Below are 19,955 nucleotides of genomic sequence, written 5' to 3' on the forward strand. Positions count from 1 at the left end.
GCGGGGGGTTGAGCCGCGCGCGCGAGAGGCGCATAGGGGCGGGCAGCGAACGGGCCAGCCACCCCCCGGCACAGGCCCGCCTCATCGGGAAGCCTGAACCCTATGCCCCAAAAGATTGCCGAAACCGCCGAAGCCGACAACGAGGCCGCGGCGCCCGCCCCCGTTCCCGCGAAGATTTCCAAGGCCTATCAGGCCGCGCTGAAGGACAGCGCGCTGCCCGGCGAGGGCGACGACCTCGACGCGACGGCGCTGAAGGACGCGGGCGAATTCGCCGCGCGCGCCTCGCTCGCGCGCACCCCCGGCACCCCGTCGCTGCTGCTCGAACCGATGGCCGCCGACGGCACCGATCGCCGCATGCGCCTCGCCGTGGTCAACGACGACATGCCCTTCCTGGTCGATTCGGTGTCCCAGATCGTCGGCGCGCAAGGGCTGGTGATCCACCGCATCCTGCACCCCGTGGTCGCCGCGACGCGCGACGCCAAGGGCGCGCTGACCGGCGCCGAGGCCGTGACGCCGGGCTGCGACGGCCGCGAATCGGTGATCTATATGGAGCTCGAGCGCGGCGACGCGCGCGCGCGCCGGCGCCTGCTCGACGGGCTCGAAGGCGCGCTCGCCGACGTGCGCGCCGCAGTGACCGACTGGAAGGCGATGCGCGCCGCGATGCTCGCCGACGCCGCGATGCGCGTCGAGGGCGAGGGCGCCGAGCTGCTCCGCTGGTTCGAGGGCGGCGCGATGACCCAGCTCGGCCACGAGTGGCGCACGCGCAGCGGCGACGTCGAACAGCCGCTGGGGATCAGCGCGTCGAGCAGCGGGCAACTCCTGTCGCCCAACGCGCTCGACGCCGCCTTCGCCTGGTTCGACGGCGGCGGCCATTCGCCGCTGCTGATCAAGTCGAACCGGCTGTCGGCGGTGCACCGCCGCGTGCTGCTCGACCTCGTCATCGTGCCCGAGATGAAGGGCAAGACCGTCGAGAAGCTCTCGATCCACGCCGGCCTCTGGACCAGCGCCGCGCTGTCGACCCCGCCCGCGAAGGTGCCGATGCTGCGCGCGCAGCTCGACGCGCTGATGGCGAAATTCGGCTTCGACCCCACGGGGCACGCGGGCAAGGCGCTCGCGCACGCGCTCACCGCGCTGCCGCACGACCTGCTCATCGCCTTCGACGCCGCCTCGCTCGAGGATCTCGTGCTCACCTCGATGTCGATCACCGACCGGCCGCGGCCGAAGCTGGTGATGGTGCGCAGCGCGCTGGGCCGCCACCTGTTCGCCTTCGTCTGGTTGCCGCGCGACGAGGTGTCGACCGGGCGCCGCATCGCGGTCGAGGCGATGCTGGTGCGCGAAGCCCGCGCGGGCGTGATCGGCTGGACGATGGTGCTCGAGGACGGCGGCGCGGCCTTGCTGCGCTACACGCTGGATCTCCGCAGCGGCGGGGTCGTCCCCGACGCCGACAAGCTCAACGCGCAGCTCGAACAGATGGTGCGCGGCTGGCAGCCCGAGGTCGAGGCGGCGCTCGCGAAGCGCGGCGACCCGGGCCGTGCCGCGGCGCTGGCGTCGCGTTTTGCGCCGCTGTTCCCGGCCAATTACCGCAACCTCTACGACCCCGAGGAAGCCGCGCGAGACATATTGCGCCTGCGCGACCTCGACGCCGAGCGCCCGCGTAGCGTGCGCCTCGCGAAGAAGAGCCTCGACGGCGACGACCGGCTGCGGCTCAAGGTCTACAGCGCGGTGGGCCCGCTCGCCCTCTCCGATGTCGTCCCCGCGCTCGAACATTTCGGCTTCGAGGTGCTCGAGGAAATCCCGACGACGCTCGGCGTGAGCCGCGTTCCGGGCGCCGAAGGCGACGACGACGTGCCCGCAGTGATCCACGACTTCTCGCTGAAGCTGCCCGCCTCGGTCGACGAACTCGCGCTGCTCCCGCACACCGAGGTGATCGAGGGCGCGATCGCCGCTGTGCTCGACGGGCGTGCCGAGAACGACGCGTTCAACGAGCTGGTGCTCGTGACGCAAACCGATCCGCAGGCGATCGTCTGGCTGCGCGCCTGGTTCCGCTACATGCGCCAGGGCGGGTCGAGCTACGGCATGGACACGGTCGTCGCGGCGCTGCGCCACGCGCCCGACCTGACCGCGGCGCTGGTCGAGCGCTTCTGCGCGCTCCACGATCCCGCGAAGCACGACGCCGACCGCGCGGCCTTCCTCGATGCCGAGATCCAGGCGGGGTTCGCCGCGATCAAGTCGATCGACGACGACCGCATTCTGCGCCTCTTCCACGCCGTGATCGGCGCGACCTTGCGCACCAACGCCTTCGCTCCCGCGGCCGCCGAAGCGCTGGCGTTCAAGATCGACAGCAGCAAGGTCCCCGGCCTGCCCAAGCCTTTGCCCTGGCGCGAGGTGTGGGTCTATTCGCCGCGCGTCGAGGGCATCCACCTGCGCGCCGGCCCCGTCGCGCGCGGCGGCCTGCGCTGGTCCGACCGCCGCGACGACTTCCGCACCGAGATCCTCGGCCTCATGAAAGCGCAGCGCGTCAAGAACGCCGTCATCGTGCCGACCGGCGCGAAGGGCGGCTTCTATCCCAAGGCCTTGCCCGACGTGGCGCTGGACCGCGACGCCTGGTTCGCCGAGGGCACCGAATGCTATCGCATCTTCATCCGCTCGCTTCTGTCGATCACCGACAATCTGGTCGCGGGCAAGGTCGTGCATCCCGCGGGCGTGGTGATCCACGACGGCGACGATCCCTATTTCGTGGTCGCCGCCGACAAGGGCACCGCGACCTTCTCCGACGTCGCCAATGCGCTCGCGATGGAGCGCGACTTCTGGCTCGGCGACGCCTTCGCGAGCGGCGGGTCGAAGGGGTATGACCACAAGGCGATGGGCATCACCGCCAAGGGCGCGTGGGTCTCGGTCCAGCGCCACTTCGCCGAGCTCGGCGTCGACGTCCAGACCGACACCATCCGCGTCGTCGGCTGCGGCGACATGTCGGGCGACGTGTTCGGCAACGGCATGCTGCTGTCGAAGGCGCTCAAGCTCGTCGCGGCGTTCGACCATCGCCACATCTTCCTCGACCCCGATCCCGATCCGGCGAAGAGCTGGAAGGAGCGCGAGCGGATGTTCAACCTGTCGCGGTCGAGCTGGGAAGATTATGACAAGAAGCTGATCTCGAAGGGCGGCGGCGTCTTCCCGCGCAGCCAGAAGAGCATCCCGCTGACCCCCGAAGTGCAGGCCGCGCTCGGCCTGTCGCAAGCGGAGATCGACCCCGGCTCACTGATCTCGGCGATCCTGAAGGCGCCCGCCGACCTCCTCTGGTTCGGCGGCATCGGCACCTATGTGAAGGCCGCAAGCCAGAATAATGCCGAGGTCGGCGATCCCGCCAACGACGCGCTGCGCGTCGATGCCGAGGATCTGCGCGTGAAAGCGGTCGGCGAGGGCGCGAACCTCGGCGTAACTCAGGCGGCGCGCATCGCCTTTTCGGCGCACGGCGGGCGGATCAACACCGACTTCATCGACAATAGCGCGGGCGTCGACTGCTCGGATAATGAAGTCAATATCAAGATCGCGCTGAACCGCGAGATGGCCGAGGGGCGCCTCAGCCAGGACGACCGCGACGCGCTGCTCGTGCGCATGACCGACAATGTGTCGGCGCTGGTGCTCGAGGACAACCGGCTCCAGGCGCTCGCGCTGTCGATCGCCGAAAAGGGCGGCTCGGCCGCGGTGCCGTCGCTGGTGCGCGTGATGGAGACTTTCGAGGCCGCGGGGCGGCTCGATCGCAAGGTCGAGGGGCTGGCCGCGAACGACGAGCTCCTCCGCCGCTCGGCCGAGGGGCGCGGGCTGACGCGGCCCGAACTCGCGGTGCTGCTGTCGACGTCGAAGCTGGCGCTGCAGGATGCGATCGAGCATAGCGACCTTGCCAACGATCCGGCGCTCGCGAGCGACCTTGCGGCGGCCTTTCCGGCCGAGATGCAGCGCGATTTCGCAGCTGCGATCGCCGACCATCAGCTCCGCCGCGAGATCATCGCGACCAAGCTCGCGAACCGCATCGTCAACCGCATGGGCGTGGTGCATCCGTTCGAGCTGGTCGAGGAGGAAGGCTGTTCCTTGGGCGACGTCGCCGCCGCCTTCGTCGCGGTCGAGCGATTGCTCGGCATGCACGACATCTGGGCGTCGCTCGACACCGCGAAGATCGACGAGGCGATCCGCCTGTCGCTGTTCGCCCAAGCGGCGTCGGCGATGGCCTCGCAGATCGCCGACCTGCTGCGCGCCGCGCCGGGACAGCCGCAGCCGGGCCCGCTCGTCGCGCGGCTCGAGCCCGGGGTCGATCGCCTCATGGCAGGGGTCGACGGCCTCCTCAGCCCCTCGGTCAAGCGCCAGTGGGACATGCTGAGCCTGCAATTGCTCGACGCGGGCGCGCCCGAGGCGCTGGCGTCGTCGGTCGTGCGCCTGTTCAAGACCGACGGCGCGATCGGCATCGTCGACCTCGCCGAACGCCGCGGCGACGACGAGATCGCGGTGACGCACGCCTTTACCCATTTGGGCGAAGCGCTCGGGCTCGACTGGGCGCAGACGCTGGCGGCGCATATGAGCCCCGCCGATCCGTGGGAACGCCTGCTGGTCAACAGCCTCGCGCGCGATTTCCAGCAGATGCGGCTGACCTTCCTTGGCCAACTGCCCGCGGGCGACCTCGACGCCGCGGTGACCAAATGGCTCGCCGACAATGGCCCGCGCGTCGCGCAGTTCCGCGCGACGGTCGACCGCGCGCGGACGATCCCGAACCCCAACGGCGCGATGCTCTCGCACATCGCCGGCCAGGCGCGCGGATTGCTGGGACGGTAGTCACCGGCGGCGCGGGCAATAAATAGGGACAGTCCCTATTTAATCATCCGCGCCGTTCCGGACCAGCCGATCGATGAAATTAAATAGGGACTGTCCCTATTTATTGGGAGACTCCCTTGCCCTATCAACCGCGCGTCGCGATCCTCGTCCCGGGGGCCGAATATTACGAGAAATGGCAGCCCGCCTTCGCGCGCAAGGCGCTGGCGCTCGCGGGCGCCGGGCTCGCGGTCGAGCAACGCGTGTGGGGCGACCCGGGCGACCTCAAGGGCTTCGACCTGATCCTGCCGCTCTTCGCCTGGGGCTATCAGCGCGACGTGCCCCGCTGGTACGCCTTGCTCGACCGGCTCGAGGCCGAGGAGTTGCCGGTGGTCAATCCGGTCGCGGTGCTGCGCTGGAACAGCGACAAGGCCTATCTCTCGCAGCTCGCGGCAAAGGGCGTCGCGGTGGTGCCGACGGTCGAGATCGCGGCGCTCGATGACGCCGGGTTGGCCGACGCGCGTGCGCGGCTCGGGGCTGATGAGGTGGTGATAAAGCCCGCGATCTCGGGCGGCGCCGACGGCACGCACCGCGTCGCGGCGGGCGTGGGCGTGCCCCCCGACGCGGTGGGCCAGCGGCGGCTGGTGCAGCCGCTGATGCCGGGCATCCTGACCGAGGGCGAATATTCGCTCTTCTTCTTCGACGGCCAGTTCAGCCACGCGATCGTCAAGCGCCCGGCGGCGGGCGATTTTCGCGTGCAGGAACAGTTCGGCGGGCGCGAGACCGCGTGGGACGCGAGCGCCGAAGCGCAGGCGCTCGCCGCCGCGGCGCTGGCGGCCGCGCCCGCGCCGCCCGTTTATGCGCGCGTCGATATGGTCGGCGATGCCGCGGGGGTGCTCCACATCATGGAGCTCGAACTGATCGAACCCTCGCTGTTCCTGCACTTCGCCGAGGACAAAGGCGCGGCCTTCGGGAAAGCCGTGGCGGGGGTGGCGGTGCGGTGAACGTCGCGACCTGGACCCGGATCACGCTCCCTCATTCCTTCAAATAGCTGGCGACAAGCGCATTCGATTCATCGACCGTGAAGAAGCGATCGCAGTGCGGGCAGACATAAGCGTCGAGGCCGCTTGTCGATATCAAATAGCCAACGACTACTTCAAAATCGTCATGCCTAACCTGCTCGACGATCCGTTGTGCGAGCCGCTCGATTTCCTCATCGGGGATCAGGGTCGATCGGCACGGCGATGGGGCGAGAGTATCGCTAAACTGATGTCCGACAGGGCAACGAACTTGCGTCATTCAACGACTCCATGAAGAGCGGTTTATCGCTCGTGCCTGAACTGCCAGCTTCGGTCCTCCGCTGGTTTACCGTCGATCAGGAAATCGATGTCCACGCTGGCGGGATAGATGACCAGTTCGCGCTCATCGATGACCTGAACCTCGATGGCGGCTTCGGCGTCTCCGACGACGAGCGTCAGGCTTTCTTCCGGCTCCAGTTCGAAGCATTCGGGCCATGGCTCGACCGACACATAGATCGGAAAACTGTTGCGGTTGGCGATGACGTGCCGCGTCGCTTCCCGATCGATGGGCGCCAGCTTTCCCTTTCGTCGAAACGGATTCCACGCCATCTCACTCCTCCGTTCTGCCCCGCCACAACCACTGCCTAATCGCCGACGTCAAATTCGGCGGATCCTCCGCCTCCATCCGTTCGACATCGATCCGCGCCACCAGCGCGTTGATCGGCAGCGCCTGCCGCGCGGCTTCGGCTTCCAGCGCGTCCCAGAAGACCGGCTCGAGGCTGATCGAGGTCGGGTGGCCGGCGATCGTCACCGAGCGTTTGACCGGGGGGTGATAGGGGGCGGCCATGACGAGAGCTTACCGCCTCCGCCCTTGAAGAGGTACGATTTATTTGGGGGTGACCGGGTTCCGGGCGGGGCCTAGATTATCGTCCGACGGACAAGGATCGAACGACGTGACGACAGCCGGAATCCACGCCCTCACCGAAAAGGAGAAGGAGACGCTTCGCCTGCTGGTCAGCGGCTATGACGCCAAGTCGATGGCGCGCCACCTGGGGCTGTCGGTGCATACGGTCAACGAGCGATTGCGCGACGCGCGGCGCAAGCTCGCGGTATCGAGCAGCCGCGAGGCGGCGCGGCAACTGCGCGATATCGAGCATCGGGACCCCCAAATCCTCGGGGACAAGGCTTTGGGGGAAGCCGCCGCGGCCCCCGGCGTGGAACAACCGACGGCATCAGTCGAGGCGCGCCGCATGGGGCGGCGGTCCGGCTGGATAGCCGGAGGTTTGTTCATGTCCTTTGCTCTTGCCCTGCTCGCTTTCGCCTCAATGTCCGGAAGCGCCGATGCGCCCGCCGCGCCGCCCGCGACCGCCGCCGCCGACAGCCCCGCGGTCGCGGCGGCGCGCGATTGGTTTACGCTGGTCGACAAGGGCGACTGGAACGCCAGCTGGGAGGCGACCGGCCAGTCGTTCAGGGCCATGAATAGCGTCGAGACGTGGGCGCGCGTGGCAAGCCAGGTGCAGGGGCCGCTCGGCGCGGTGAAGGCGCGCACCCTGCTCAGCGAAGAAACCGTGCCGGCGCCGCCCTACGGCTACCAGCTGGTCAAGTTCCGCACCGACTATACGAACAAGCCGGGCGCAATCGAGACGCTGTCGCTGGTGCACGAAGGCGGGAGCTGGCGGGTTGTTGGGGTGACGGTGGAGTAGGGGGTCTGGGGGCGGGTCTGGTCTCAGGAACCGTCCTCTCTTTCCGCTTGTGTCGAGCGAAGTCGAGACACCTTGGCTTGGCGCTATCCCGCAGGGTGTCTCGACTCCGCTCGACACGAACGGATTTTGTATTTTGGACGGAGCGTAGGCGGCGACGGCAAAGCCGCCGCCATGACGTTAGACGGGTTCGGCCGGCCTTGCGGGGCCGTCCGCCCCGCTGGCCGAGCCGGTGGCTGCCGCTTCGCGGCACCGGCGCCTAACGCGACGTTCGCTGCGCGAACGCCTTGTTACGCGCCTGCCACCATCAATACATATGCTGCCCCCCGTTAATCGACATCGTCGACCCCGTAACAAACCCCGCATCCTCGCTGCACAAAAACGCCACGCCGCGCGCGATCTCGTCGGCCTGGCCCAGACGCCCCACCGGGATCTTCGCGACGATCTTTTCCAGCACCGGGGCGGGGACCGCGGCGACCATGTCGGTGTCGATATAGCCCGGCGCGATCGCGTTCACCGTGACGCCCTTCTTGGCGCCTTCCTGCGCCAGCGCCTTGGTGAAGCCGTGGATGCCCGATTTCGCCGCGGCATAATTGACCTGGCCGTACTGGCCCGCCTGGCCGTTGATCGATCCGATGTTGACGATGCGGCCCCAGCCGCGCTCGACCATGCCGCCGAAGGTCGCCTTGGCCATGTTGAAGCAGCCGCCGAGATTTACGCGCATCACATCGTCCCAGTCGCCATAGCTCATCCGCGCGAGCGTGCCGTCGCGGGTGATGCCGGCGTTGTTGACGACGATGTCGATCGGGCCGAATTCTTCGGCGATCGCCGCGCACTGGTCGAGGCACGCCTGATGGTCGCCGACGTCCCATTTGCGCGCCGCGATGCCGGTGCGTTCGGTGAACGCGCGCGCCTTGTCGTCGTTGCCCGCATAATTGGCGACGACGGTGACGCCCTGTTCCTGAAGCTTGAGGCTGATCGCCTCGCCGATACCGCGGCTGCCGCCGGTGACGATTGCTACACGTGCCATATTCTATGCTCTCCCAATGGGCCTGTTTGCCCCTGATTAGGTCGCGCGGGAGAGGCTCGCAAGTTTACCGTTACGTCAAGCGCATAGCTATTTTCAGTTGCTCACCTGGACGATCGGGCGGTCCCAGCGCCCGGCGGCGAGGTCGGCCTTGCGCATCGTCAGCACCAGATGGTCGACGTCGCCGAACATCCAGCTCATCAGCCCGCTGGTCGGCAGCTCGAGCAGGGTCGCGTGACTCTCCTCGTCATAATCGTGGACATAGCGGAAGGGGATATGCCCGATGCTCGGCATCTCGCGCGCCGCCAGTTCCTGCGCATAAGGTTCGAACACCGCGCGCGCGGCGTCGGACAGCGCATCGGGGTCCGCGGCATAGGCGTGCTTCGCATGGTCGAACCAGATGCTGTGATAGTCGTGGACCCACAAAGGCGCATCGGGATGATGCTGGGTCAGCGGCAGCGTCAGGCTCTCGATCAGCTCGGCGCCGGGGCGCCCCGCGGGGTCGGGCTTGCGCAGCACCTTGACCCAGGTGATCGCCTGCAGCGCTTCCATCACCGCGGCGGCGTCGGTCGCGGTGAAGGCCATTCTGGTCGCGCTCTCGCGGACGATGTCGATGATCTCCTCGGCGCGGAAGCGCGCGACATGATTGGCGGCGCGTGCAGCGGCGGCGGCATCGTGCAACTCCTGCAGCGCGGCGCGCATATTGACCAGGCCCTCGCGGCCGAGCGGGTCCTTTTCGCCGTCGTCGTGCTTGACCAGGCGGCGCTCGACGCTCGCGAGCTGCGTGTCGATCGGCGAGGGGCCCTCGACCTCCTTCCAGTAACGTTCGATGCGCATCGCGAGGATCTCGACCATCGCCAGCATCGAGGGCCAGTCGAAGGGGTGAAAGGCGGGGTCGGCGATATCGTAGCCGAGACGATAGAGGCGGAAGCCGGGCCCGTCGCCGTCCTCGCCATCCGCCTGGCGCGGGTCGGCGTCGCCGGGGCGCACCGCGACCAGGTCGACGGGCCATTCGGGAAAAGCGGCGCGCGCGAAGGGCATCAGGTCGCCGAAGCGTAGCCCGCCGTGCGGCGCGAAGAAGCTGCCGCCGGGGTCGAGCGGGTGCGGCGGTTCGACCGGCTCGCCCGCCTCATGGACATGGACCAGCGCGGCGTCGCCGTCGCGCGGGTGGATGAAGAGCGCCAGGCTGCCGCGGCGCGGGCCGAGCCCGTCCCATATGCCGGCCGGCAGGTCGGCGCAGGCGATCTGCGCGATGAACTGGCCGGGGACCTCGCGGATCTGCGGCCAGGCCGCGCCGGGGTCGAGCCGCGGGCGGCCGCCGAGCCAGCTGGTCCGCGCCTCGTCGGTGCGCGGCGGAATCTGCGGCGCCAGGCGGACCGCGACGGGCTCGGTGCCGCGGCGTTCGATCAGATCGGCCTCATGCTCGACCTGCGCGACCATCGATTCGAGCATCTGCGTGACCATCGCGCGGTCGGCTTCGGTCGGCTCGGCGGGCACCGGGGGCAGCGGGTCGCGTTCGTCGACGAGCACATCGGCGTGGGCCGCAGCGGGCGCCTCCACGGACGCGTCGAACGCGCTTTCGGTGGCGGGTTCGAGCGGCGCGCGGCCGCTGACGCGCGCGAGGCGCGAGGCGGAGATCTCGACCGGCTCCTCGGCGATGCGTTCGCGCGCGCGGTCGCGGCGCGGCAGGCTGGGCAGGCGGCTTTCGCGCGGCGCGCCGGGAACGCGCGGGGCTTTCGGCGCCTTGGGTGCCACGGGGCCACGGCGGCGCCAGACAAAATAGACGATGAGTAGGTAGGCGAGCGTACCGCCCCCCAGCATCAGCATCGCCGATTGCACCTGACTCATCGCGGACCTCCTGGAGACTCGCGGAGCAGCCTAGGGGAATAGGTTAAACAGGAGGTAAGCGATGCCCCGCTCAGGCCCAGCCGGCGAGTTCGCGGCGGATCAGGGCTTCGAGCATCGCGAGCCCGGGGGCGCTGTCGTTGAGGCAGGGGATGTAGGCGAAATCTGTGCCCCCCGCGGCTTCATATTGCTCCTTGCCGCGGATCGCGAGTTCCTCGAGCGTTTCGAGACAGTCGGCGGCGAAGCCCGGTGCGAAGATCGCGACCTTTTTTCCCTCGCTGCCCAGCCGTTCGAGCACCGCGTCGGTCGCGGGTTCGAGCCATTTGGCGCGGCCGAAGCGCGACTGGAAGGCGACCTCGACCGGCCGTCCCAGCGCTTCCGAAAGCAGGCGCGCGGTCTTCCGGCACTGGCAATGATAGGGATCGCCCAGGTGAAGCGTCCGCTCGGGCATGCCGTGGAAGCTGGCGAGCAGCACGTCGGGCGCGAAATCGAGCGCGGCAAGGCCGGTTTCGACCGAGGCATTGAGCGCGGCGATATAATGGGTGTCGTCGGCGTAGGGCGGCAGGAACCGCAGCGCCGGCTGCCAGCGCAATGTGGCGAGATGCGCGTTCACCGCGTCGGTCACCGTCGCGGTCGTCGCGCCGCAATATTGCGGATAGAGCGGCGCGACCAGGATGCGGCGGCAGCCTGCGGCAAACATCGCATCGAGCGTCGCGGGAATCGCGGGCCGGCCATAACGCATCGCATGCTCGACGCGCACGCCCTCGCCGAGCGCCGCCTGCAGCGCAGCTGCCTGGCGCCGCGTGATTGCGGCAAGCGGCGAGCCTTCTTCGGTCCACACCTGGCTGTACGCATGCGCCGACTTTTTCGGCCGGGTGGTCAGGATGATCCCGCGCAGGATCGGCTGCCACAGGATTTGCGGGATTTCGACGACGCGGCGGTCGGACAGGAACTCGGCGAGGTAGCGGCGCACCGAGCGTGCGTCGGGGGCATCGGGGGTGCCAAGGTTGACCAGCAGCACGCCGACGCGCGGCGGTGCAATGGTGGGGTGGTCGGCGGGCCGGGTCATGCGCGTTCGGGGCTCAGCGGGATGCGGCGGATGCGGCGCCCCGTCGCGGCGTAGAGCGCGTTGGCGATCGCGGGGGCGACGACGGGCACGCCGATCTCGCCCAGCCCGCCGGGGTCGCGGTCGCTCTCGACGAACTCGACGACGATCTCGGGCGACTGCGCCAGCCGCGGCAGCCCGAGCTGGCCCAGCTTGCGCGCGGTCGCGACCCCGCCCTTATAGTCGGTGGTTGCACCCACCGCGGCGGCGAGGCCGAAGATCAGCCCGCCCTCGACCTGCTGGCGCGCGATCGCCGGATTGACCAGCCGCCCGGCGTCGACAACCGCGACCAATTGCTCGACCTGCAGCCCCTCGCCGCTCGGCCGCGCGGTCGCCATCAGCGCGATATGGCTGCCGCGCATGCTGTGGCAGGCGAGCCCCTGCCCGGATCCCGAGAGCATGCCCTCCCACCCGCCGATGCTCGTCGCGGTCAGCAGGCAGCGCGCGAGCAGCGGCTGCTGCCCCAGCATCGCCATGCGGTACGAGAGCGCGTCGAGCCCCGCCTTCGCCGCCATCTCGTCGACGAAGCTTTCGGTGAAAAAGGCGGTGTAGCTGTCGGCATTGCCGCGCCAGCGCCCGGTCGGCAGCCCGATATCGGCGGGGCAATGATCGACCGCAAGATGCGGGATGGCATAGCCGTTCGCCGCGCCCTCGACCGCGGCGGCGTCGGACGCGCCCGCCGCGGCGCGCTGCGCGGCGTCGGGGGCTTTATGCTCGAACAGGCGCTCGCGCACCTCGTGCGTCGTCGGCGGCACCGCGATGCGCGCGACGAGCGCGTCGATGCCGCCCGCGGCGTTCAGCGTCGCGACCATCCGCGCGCGGGCCGGCGGGCGGGGGATGTCGCGCATGATCTCCTCGGCGCGCGACCAGGCGAGCTGGACGGGGCGCTTGATCGTCCGCGCAATCAGCGCCGCCTGCACCGCGACATCGTGGTTCAGGCAGGCGTCGAACGATCCCCCCGCCATCATCGGGAAGAGCGTGATGTCATTCTCCGAAAGCCCCGTCGCCGCGGCGATCGCGGCGCGGCACTGCGCGGGCGCCTGCGTCGCGGTCCATACGCGCAGCCGCGCGCCGTCGGGCGCCGCGGTCGCGGTGCGCGTCTCGATCGGCGCGTGGAGCGCGGGGGCGACGGCGTAAGTCGCGCCGATACTCGCGCGGCCCTCCATCGCCTCGCTCGGGTCGCCGCGCTTGACGATGCGGTGGCCGTCGGCCTTGAGCGCGGCCTTCAGCGCCTTATCGATGCCGTCCGAGCCGATCGGCGGGCCCGCGGTCTCGAACACCGGCGCGAATTTGTCGAGCGCGCGGTTCGCCGCCCACCAGTTGCGCGCGACCGCGGCGACCCAATGCTCCTGCTCGACGACATAGAGCATGCCGGGCGAGGCGAGTCCCGCCTTTTTGTCGATGCTCTTCAGCCGCGTCGCGCCCAGCGGCCCCTGGCGGATCGAGGCGAAGACCATGTCGGGCAGGCGGATGTCGCCGGCATAATTGGCCGACCCGTCGACCTTCGCGGGCAGGTCGAGGCGGATGAGGTCCTGGCCATAGAGCGGGTCGGCGCTGGCGGCGCGATAGACGGGCGCGGCGGGCGGTTCGAGCAGCGCCGCGGCGGCGGCGACCTCGGCGAAGCGCAATTTCTTTGCGCCCAAAGTGACGAAGCCGTTCGCGGTGTCGCATTGCTGCCAGTCGGCGTCCCAGCGCCGCGCCGCCGCCATCATCAGCAGCGCGCGCGCCTGCGCCGCGGCGTCGCGGCACGGGCGCTCGAACATGCGCACCGACGACGAATTGGCGGTGAGCATCACCGCATGGCGCACCGCCCATTCGCGCCGCGCCCAGCTGCGCACGTCGGCGACGGCATCGGGCATCATCGAGCGCGGGGTGAAGGTCGCGCTGTCCTCGTCGACCAGCAGCGTGTTGGTATAGAGCGGGCTGATCGGCGCGGTTTCGACCGCGATCGTGCGCCAGTCGGCGCCGAGTTCGTCGGCGATGATCTGCGGCAGCAGGGTGGTGACGCCCTGCCCCATCTCGCATTGCGGGACGATCACGCTGACATGGCCGTCGTCGCCGATCTTCAAAAAGGCGTTGAAGATATGCTCGTCGGGCGCGGCGGTCAGATTCGGCGCATAGTCGCGCGGCCAGATGCTCCACGCCAGCGCCAGCCCCCCCGCGGCGGTCGCGCCGACGAGCAGCGAGCGGCGGCTGATATGCGGCAAGCGCCGCTTCTTCGTGTCGATGCTGTCGCGAATGCCCGCCATCGGGGATGCTGATAGGCGGGGCGAGTCGGCGAGGCAAAGGCTTATTAATCCTCCCTGCGGCGAAGCCGTGGGGAGGGGGACCGCCGCCGCAGGCGGTGGTGGAGGGGCAGCGACGTCGCGCCATGGCCCCTCCGTCAGCGCTTCGCGCTGCCACCTCCCCATGGCTTCGCCACAGGGAGGATTATCGATTCACCACCCCCAGGGCGCGGGCGGCGGCGGGCTCACCGGGCGGTTCCACGAAAAGCCGACCCGGAAATGCCGCCCTTCGCGCCGCAGCTCATACGCAAAGCCCAGCGGCGTCGCTTCCATCGCCCAGACGTTCGTGTTCGATACGCTGCGCCCGGTGCGGGTGAAGAGCGCGATCGATTCGGCATCGACCGGGAACGCCTGCCGCGTCGCCGTTCCTTCGTCGGCGGTGTCGCCGCCGTACATCGTCACCTCGTCGGAGGTGCCGTCGGCGTGGCGATGGTCGTGCTTCAGGCGCAGGCCCGTTTCGGTGCGCGTCACGACCCAGGTGCGCGACCGATCCCAGCCGCCCTTCGGGCCGAGCCCTTCGATGTGGAAGGGGATTTCGATTCGGTCGGCGGTGCAGCGGCGGATATGCATCACCATCGCCTTGCCCTGCATGTCCGCGTCGGCGGCGTCATTGGTCTCGATCCGCCCGGCATAGGCCTGCCCGCATCGCGCGGTGAGCGCAGCGAAGAAGGCCTCCTGCGGGTTCGAAGGCGCGGGGGTGGCGGCGCATCCGGCGAGCGTGGCGGCGGCGAGAAGGGCGAGGGTGCGTTTCATCGCGCCCTTATGGTCGGAAATCATGTGCGAAATCCAGATAGCGTATGGGTTCGGGCGGTAGCGGACGTTCCAAGCCCCTCCTCTGAAGAGGAGGGATTTAGTGCCCGCTCCCCACCCCATCCCGTCGTCGACGGGCGTTTGCAAACGACGGAATCCGCAAAATACTCTGTACAATTCAGCCCCGCTCGATCACCGCCGCAGCCCCAATCGCGGGATTTCGATCGCCGGGCAGCGGTCCATCACCACCGTCAGCCCCGCGGCCTCGGCGCGCTTCGCCGCGGCGTCGTTGATCACGCCGAGTTGGAGCCACACCGCCTTCGCGCCATGGACGATCGCTTCGTCGACCGCCGCCCCGGCGTCCTCGCTGTTGCGGAAGATATCGACGATCTCGGCGGGCGGCTCGACATTCGCGAGATTGGCGACGACCGGCGCGCCGTGGATCGTGCTGCCGGCGTGGCCGGGGTTTACCGCGATCACGTCGTGCCCCTGCGCGACGAGAAAGGCGAGGACATGGTTCGAATCGCGCGCCGGATTGGGCGAGGCGCCGACGACCGCGATGCGGCGTGGCTGGCCCAGCAGTTCGCGGATGTCGCTGTCGTCGTTGATCGCCATCATCTGTCCTTTCGCGCCGCGAGCCAGTCGGCGACCTTCGCCGCTATCGCGTGGAACGGCGCGCCCTGCGGATCGGTTCCGGCGGCGGGCGGCACGCCGCCGTCGCTCGCGAGCCGGATGCCCATCGACAGCGGGATACGGCCGAGGAAATCGAGCCCCATCACCTTCGCCGCCGCCTCGGCGCCGCCGCTGCCGAACGGGTCGCTGGTCTCGCCGCAATGCGGGCAGGCGTAACCCGCCATATTCTCGACCAGCCCGATCAGCGGCACGTCGGCCTGCTCGAAAAAGGTAATCGCGCGCGTCGCGTCCATCAGCGCCAGATCCTGCGGGGTCGAAATGATGATCGCGCCCGCGGGCTTGTGCTTCTGGATCATCGTCAGCTGGACGTCGCCGGTGCCCGGCGGCAGGTCGACGACCAACGTGTCGATGTCGCCCCAGCTCGCATCGACCAATTGTTCGAGCGCGCGCCCCGCCATCGGACCGCGCCAGGCGATCGCCTGTCCGGGCGCCGCGATCTGCCCGGTCGAGAGCATCGGCACGCCGTAAGCATTGGGGACGGGCGCGAGCTTCGATCCGCGCGCCTCGGGCTTCACGCCCTCGCTGTCCATCAGCCGGGGCTGCGACGGGCCATAGATGTCGGCGTCGACGAGGCCCACCTTGACCCCTAGACGCTGGAGCGCGACCGCGAGATTGGCGGCGAGGGTCGATTTGCCGACCCCGCCCTTGCCGCTGCCGACCGCGACGATGGTCAGGCCCTTGCGTTCGGCGGTCATCGCGACGCGGACGCTGGTGACGCCCGGACGCGCGAGCAGCCCCGCGCGGATTTTCTCTTCGAGCGGTTTGCGCTCTTCCTCGGCGATCCCGGTGACATCGAGGACGATCGCGAGCGTGCCCTCGCCGTCGAGGAAGCGGAGGCCCGAGGTGCGGCCGCCGCTGAGGTCGGTGGCGATGCTGGCGAGGGGAGCGGTGTCGGTCATGCCGGTGGCAGATAAGGTCGCGCGAACCGATTGCCAGCCATTTTCGCGCGCACCCCCTGTTAATCGCGCGGCTCGCCCCTATAAAAGCGATATGAGCAACGAGAATAGCGACGTTATGGGACGCCGCGCCCTTTCGGGTGTGCGGCATTTTTTGAACCGGATCGCGACCGCGATGGCGAACAACCCCTGGGGACCCAAGGGCGGCGACGACGGGAAAGGCGACGGCGGCAGCGGCGATGGCGGCGGCAAGAAGCCCGGCCCGCGCAACCCGTGGGTCAGCCCCGATCCGGTCGACATCAACCGCGGCCGCAAGCCGCGCGGCCCCTCGGCGCTCGACGAGCTGCTGCGCAAGGGCCGCGGCAGCTTCGGCGGCGGCGACGGCGGGAGTGGCGGCGGTGGCCGCATGAACTTCGGCGATTCGGCGAAGCTGTGGAAATGGGGCGTGATCGCGCTGGTCGCGGTCTGGCTGGTCTTTTCCTCCTTCCACATCGTGCCGCCCGAAAAGGAAGGCGTCGTCGTCCGGCTCGGCAGCTATTCGCGCACCGTCGGGCCCGGCGTCAAACTCACCTGGCCCGCGCCGATCGAGACGATGCGGCTGGAGGACGTGCGCGCGATCCGCACCATGCCGATCGGTTCGCCCAACGCCACCGATGAGAATTTCGTGCTGACGCGCGACCAGAGCCTCGTCGACCTCGCCTATGAAGTGCGCTGGTCGGTGCGCGATCCCGAGCTGTTCTTCTTCCAGCTCGCCGACCCCGAAGGCACGATCCGCGAGGTCGCCGAAACCTCGATGCGCGCGACCGTCGCCAATTTCGACCTGGTGTCGGCGATCGGCCCGGGGCGTGTCGACATCGAGGCGCAGGTGCAGCAGCGCATGCAGGCGTTGCTCAACGAATATCGCGCCGGCGTCCTGATCCAGGGCATCGCGATCCGCCAGGTCGACCCGCCGAGCGCGGTCGACGAGGCGTTCAAGGCGGTGACCGCCGCGCAGCAGCAGCGCGAATCGGCGATCAACGAGGCGCGCGCCTATGAGGCGCAAGTCTTGGAAGGCGCGCGCGGCCAGACCGCGGCGTTCGACAAGATTTACGAGCAGTATAAATTGTCGCCGCAGGTGACGCGCCAGCGGCTTTATTACGAAACGATGGAGCGCGTCTTGTCGAACGTCGACAAGACGATCGTCGAGGCGCGCGGGGTGACCCCCTATCTGCCGCTTCCCGAGGTGCAGCGCCGGATGCCCCCGGCCACCGAACCCGCCCCGAAGGGAGGCCAGTGATGTTCGAGAATCTGACCCAGCGCCCGATGCGCCTGCTGATCGGCATCATCGTCCTGCTCGTCGTCCTGTCGCAGACGCTGGCCATCGTGCCCGAGGACAAGCAGGCGCTGGTACTGCGCTTCGGCGAGATCGAGCGGACCAAGAATGTCTATCGCGACGGCGAGCAGTTCGGCCGCTCGGGCGCGGGGCCGCTGATCCGCGTGCCCTTTACCGACAGCGTCCAGTTCATCGACAAACGCGTGCTCGGCGTGAACATGGAGCGCCAGCAGGTGCTCTCGACCGACCAGCAGCGCCTGCAGGTCGACGCCTTCGCGCGCTTCCGCATCACCAACCCGGTGCGCATGTACACCGCGATCCGCACCGAGGAGCGGCTGCAGCAGCAGCTGGCGACGATCCTCGGCTCGTCGCTGCGCAACGAACTCGGCAAGCGCACCTTCGCGACCTTGCTGTCGCCCGAGCGCGGCGCGGTGATGGACAATATCCAGGTCGCGCTCAACCGCGAGGCGAACAAATATGGCGCCGAGGTCATCGACGTGCGGATCAAGCGCGCCGACCTGCCCGAGGGCGAGACGCTGCAATTGGCGTTCAATCGCATGCGTACCGCGCGCCAGCAGGTCGCGACCGCGATCCGCGCCGAGGGGCAGAAGGAAGCGGCGATCATCCGCGGTAATGCCGACGGCGAGGCCGCGCGCATCTATGCCGAAAGCTTCGGCAAGGATCCCGAATTCTACGACTTCTACCGCGCGATGCAGAGTTATCAGCAGACCTTCCTGGGCGAGAACAACCAGGGCGGGACATCGGTGATCCTGTCGGCGGACAATGAATATCTGCGCCGCTTCCGCGGCAACTGACCCAGCGGCTGAACGGCGCCTGCAAGGCTCGTTCATGTTCAATCGCCGTTCAGCCACGGCGAAGCAGACAAATGCCGCCGGGGTAAGCGTTTTTAAGTTCAGAAAAGGAATTTCGATCGTGCGTTATGTTTATGGCATCACTTCGGCTCTGCTGGCGGGTGGCACGGCGCTGGCGCTGGTCACTCAGTCCCCCGTCGGCGCGCAGGTCGCGCAGAATGAATCGAGCGAAATCGCCAAGGTCGTCCCGCGGTCGGGCGCGCCCGAAAGCTTCGCCGACCTCGTCGAGCAGCTCCAGCCCGCGGTGGTCAACATCTCGACCAAGCAGGAGGTGACGCTCGGCGTCCGGCTCAATCCCTTCGCGGGCACGCGCGAGCCGATCACGCAGGAACAGCAGGGCGGCGGCTCGGGCTTCCTGATCTCGGCCGACGGCTATATCGTCACCAACAACCACGTCATCTCGGGCGGCCCGCGCGGCGAGGCGGTGAACGAGGTGACGGTCACGCTCACCAACCGCAAGGAATATAAGGCGAAGATCGTCGGCCGCGACCCGGCGTCGGACCTCGCGCTGCTCAAGATCGAAGCGACCGGGCTTCCGTTCGTCAAATTCGCCACCGGCAGCGACGCGCGCGTCGGCGACTGGGTCGTCGCGATCGGCAACCCCTTGGGCCTCGGCTCGACGGTGACCGCGGGCATCATCTCGGCCGTGCAGCGCAACCTGGGGCAGGGCGGCGCCTATGACCGCTATATCCAGACCGATACCGCGATCAACCGCGGCAATTCGGGCGGCCCGCTGTTCGACCTGCAGGGCAATGTCGTCGGCATCAACAACATGCTGATCTCGCCCGTCGGCGCGAACATCGGCGTCAATTTCGCCATCCCCGCCGACGCCGCGATCCCGGTGATCGACGCGCTGAAGGCCGGCCAGGCGGTCGAGCGCGGCTATCTTGGCATCGGCATCACGCCGGTCGACGAGGATATGGCGGCGGCACTGGGCCTGCCCAAGGACCGCGGCGAGCGCATCGGCCGCATCGAACCCGGCGAGGCGGGCGAAAAAGCGGGGCTCAAGCGCGGCGACGTCGTGACCAGGGTCAACGGCCAGGAAGTCACGCCGCAGCAGACGCTCTCCTACATCGTCGCGCGCGTCAAACCCGGCACGCGCATCCCGCTCGAGGTGATCCGCGACGGCAAGACGATGACGATCAACGCCGTCGTCGGCAAGCGCCCGCCCGAGGAACAGCTCGCGGGCTCGACCTTCGACCCCGAGGACGAGCAGGCGCTGCCCGACGATCCGGCGGGCGCCGCCGACACCGCGATCCAGAACGAGCTCGGCCTGTCGGTGCAGCCGCTGACCGCCGACATCGCGCGCGCGATCGGCGTCGACCCGAGTGCCAAGGGCCTCGTCATCGGCGCGGTCGCGGGCACCAGCGACGCGGGCCGCAAGGGCATCCGCCGCGGCGACGTGATCCTGAGCGCGGGTAACGCCCGCACCCCGGTGACGACCGCCGAGGCGCTGGCCAAGGTCGTCGCCGACACCAAGGCGGCGGGCCGCGACGCGGTGCTCGTCGAAATCCTGCGCCGCGGCGGCCCCTCGGCCGACGTCGCGCTGCGGATCAAGCGCTAAGCTCTTTCCCCCCGGGGAGAGCCGAAGAGCGGGCGCCGCGACCCCATGGGTCCGGCGCCCGTTTTTCTTTGCGCGCGGCGCGCATTGTTC

General features: G+C 69.0%; 16 protein-coding genes. 6 read left to right on the forward strand and 10 right to left on the reverse strand.

The features are described from left to right. Positions 1–102 precede the first annotated feature (102 nt). Entirely contained in the window at positions 103–4,821 is a 4,719-nt protein-coding gene (locus BWQ93_RS17900) for an NAD-glutamate dehydrogenase (RefSeq protein WP_083721017.1), read from the forward strand. A gap of 116 nt (positions 4,822–4,937) precedes the next feature. Beyond that, a complete protein-coding gene (locus tag BWQ93_RS17905) occupies positions 4,938–5,801 on the forward strand; it encodes an ATP-grasp domain-containing protein (RefSeq protein WP_077031675.1) in 864 nt (287 codons plus the stop codon). A 31-nt stretch (positions 5,802–5,832) separates the two neighbouring features. On the opposite strand, the gene BWQ93_RS20945 is transcribed toward BWQ93_RS17905, so the two are convergent. Genes BWQ93_RS20945 through BWQ93_RS17915 form a run of 3 tightly spaced genes read right to left on the reverse strand, consistent with a single transcriptional unit; the run spans position 5,833 to position 6,663 of the window. After that, a complete protein-coding gene (locus BWQ93_RS20945) occupies positions 5,833–6,096 on the reverse strand; it encodes a hypothetical protein (RefSeq protein WP_156878284.1) in 264 nt (87 codons plus the stop codon). Between the two features lie 23 nt (positions 6,097–6,119). Beyond that, positions 6,120–6,425, reverse strand: coding sequence for a hypothetical protein (locus tag BWQ93_RS17910; protein WP_077031676.1), 306 nt, complete (start codon positions 6,423–6,425; stop codon positions 6,120–6,122). A gap of 1 nt (position 6,426) precedes the next feature. Continuing rightward, a complete protein-coding gene (locus BWQ93_RS17915) occupies positions 6,427–6,663 on the reverse strand; it encodes a ribbon-helix-helix domain-containing protein (RefSeq protein ID WP_077031677.1) in 237 nt (78 codons plus the stop codon). 106 nt (positions 6,664–6,769) lie between these two features. Here BWQ93_RS17915 and BWQ93_RS17920 point away from each other — a divergent pair, with 106 nt between their 5' ends. Next, positions 6,770–7,519, forward strand: coding sequence for a helix-turn-helix domain-containing protein (locus BWQ93_RS17920; protein WP_077031678.1), 750 nt, complete (start codon positions 6,770–6,772; stop codon positions 7,517–7,519). A 304-nt stretch (positions 7,520–7,823) separates the two neighbouring features. Here the strand turns inward: BWQ93_RS17920 and phbB are convergent, their stop codons facing one another. The 7 genes from phbB to BWQ93_RS17955 form a co-directional block, all read right to left on the reverse strand. Then, positions 7,824–8,546, reverse strand: a complete 723-nt coding sequence (gene phbB / locus BWQ93_RS17925; protein ID WP_077031679.1) for an acetoacetyl-CoA reductase — start codon at positions 8,544–8,546, stop codon at positions 7,824–7,826. A 93-nt stretch (positions 8,547–8,639) separates the two neighbouring features. Continuing rightward, on the reverse strand, positions 8,640–10,391 hold the full coding sequence (locus BWQ93_RS17930; protein WP_083721019.1) for a DUF1963 domain-containing protein: 1,752 nt from the start codon (positions 10,389–10,391) through the stop codon (positions 8,640–8,642). Between the two features lie 70 nt (positions 10,392–10,461). Next, a complete protein-coding gene (gene hemH / locus BWQ93_RS17935) occupies positions 10,462–11,457 on the reverse strand; it encodes a ferrochelatase (protein WP_077031681.1) in 996 nt (331 codons plus the stop codon). Beyond that, positions 11,454–13,742: a xanthine dehydrogenase family protein molybdopterin-binding subunit gene (locus BWQ93_RS17940; RefSeq protein ID WP_077031682.1), complete on the reverse strand. Its 2,289-nt coding sequence runs from the start codon at positions 13,740–13,742 to the stop codon at positions 11,454–11,456. The genes hemH and BWQ93_RS17940 overlap by 4 nt, the downstream gene beginning before the upstream one ends. 189 nt (positions 13,743–13,931) lie before the next feature. Continuing rightward, positions 13,932–14,555: a hypothetical protein gene (locus tag BWQ93_RS17945; protein ID WP_232314656.1), complete on the reverse strand. Its 624-nt coding sequence runs from the start codon at positions 14,553–14,555 to the stop codon at positions 13,932–13,934. Between the two features lie 165 nt (positions 14,556–14,720). Beyond that, a complete protein-coding gene (locus tag BWQ93_RS17950; RefSeq protein ID WP_077031683.1) occupies positions 14,721–15,143 on the reverse strand; it encodes a CoA-binding protein in 423 nt (140 codons plus the stop codon). Beyond that, a complete protein-coding gene (locus BWQ93_RS17955; RefSeq protein ID WP_077031684.1) occupies positions 15,143–16,120 on the reverse strand; it encodes an Mrp/NBP35 family ATP-binding protein in 978 nt (325 codons plus the stop codon). The genes BWQ93_RS17950 and BWQ93_RS17955 overlap by 1 nt, the downstream gene beginning before the upstream one ends. Before the next feature lie 91 nt (positions 16,121–16,211). On the opposite strand from BWQ93_RS17955, the gene hflK reads away from it, so the two are divergent. The 3 genes from hflK to BWQ93_RS17970 all read left to right on the forward strand — a co-directional run bounded on the left by hflK (position 16,212) and on the right by BWQ93_RS17970 (position 19,865). After that, the gene (gene hflK, locus BWQ93_RS17960; protein ID WP_083721021.1) at positions 16,212–17,393 is read left to right on the forward strand and encodes a protease modulator HflK; all 1,182 of its coding nucleotides are present in this window, start codon (positions 16,212–16,214) and stop codon (positions 17,391–17,393) included. Then, complete coding sequence (gene hflC, locus BWQ93_RS17965) at positions 17,393–18,244, forward strand: protease modulator HflC (RefSeq protein WP_077031686.1); 852 nt, start codon at positions 17,393–17,395, stop codon at positions 18,242–18,244. The genes hflK and hflC overlap by 1 nt, the downstream gene beginning before the upstream one ends. Before the next feature lie 118 nt (positions 18,245–18,362). Continuing rightward, the gene (locus BWQ93_RS17970) at positions 18,363–19,865 is read left to right on the forward strand and encodes a trypsin-like peptidase domain-containing protein (protein WP_077031687.1); all 1,503 of its coding nucleotides are present in this window, start codon (positions 18,363–18,365) and stop codon (positions 19,863–19,865) included. The last annotated feature ends 90 nt before the right edge of the window (positions 19,866–19,955 follow it).

The sequence above is a fragment of the Sphingopyxis sp. QXT-31 genome, assembly GCF_001984035.1.
GTDB lineage: Bacteria > Pseudomonadota > Alphaproteobacteria > Sphingomonadales > Sphingomonadaceae > Sphingopyxis.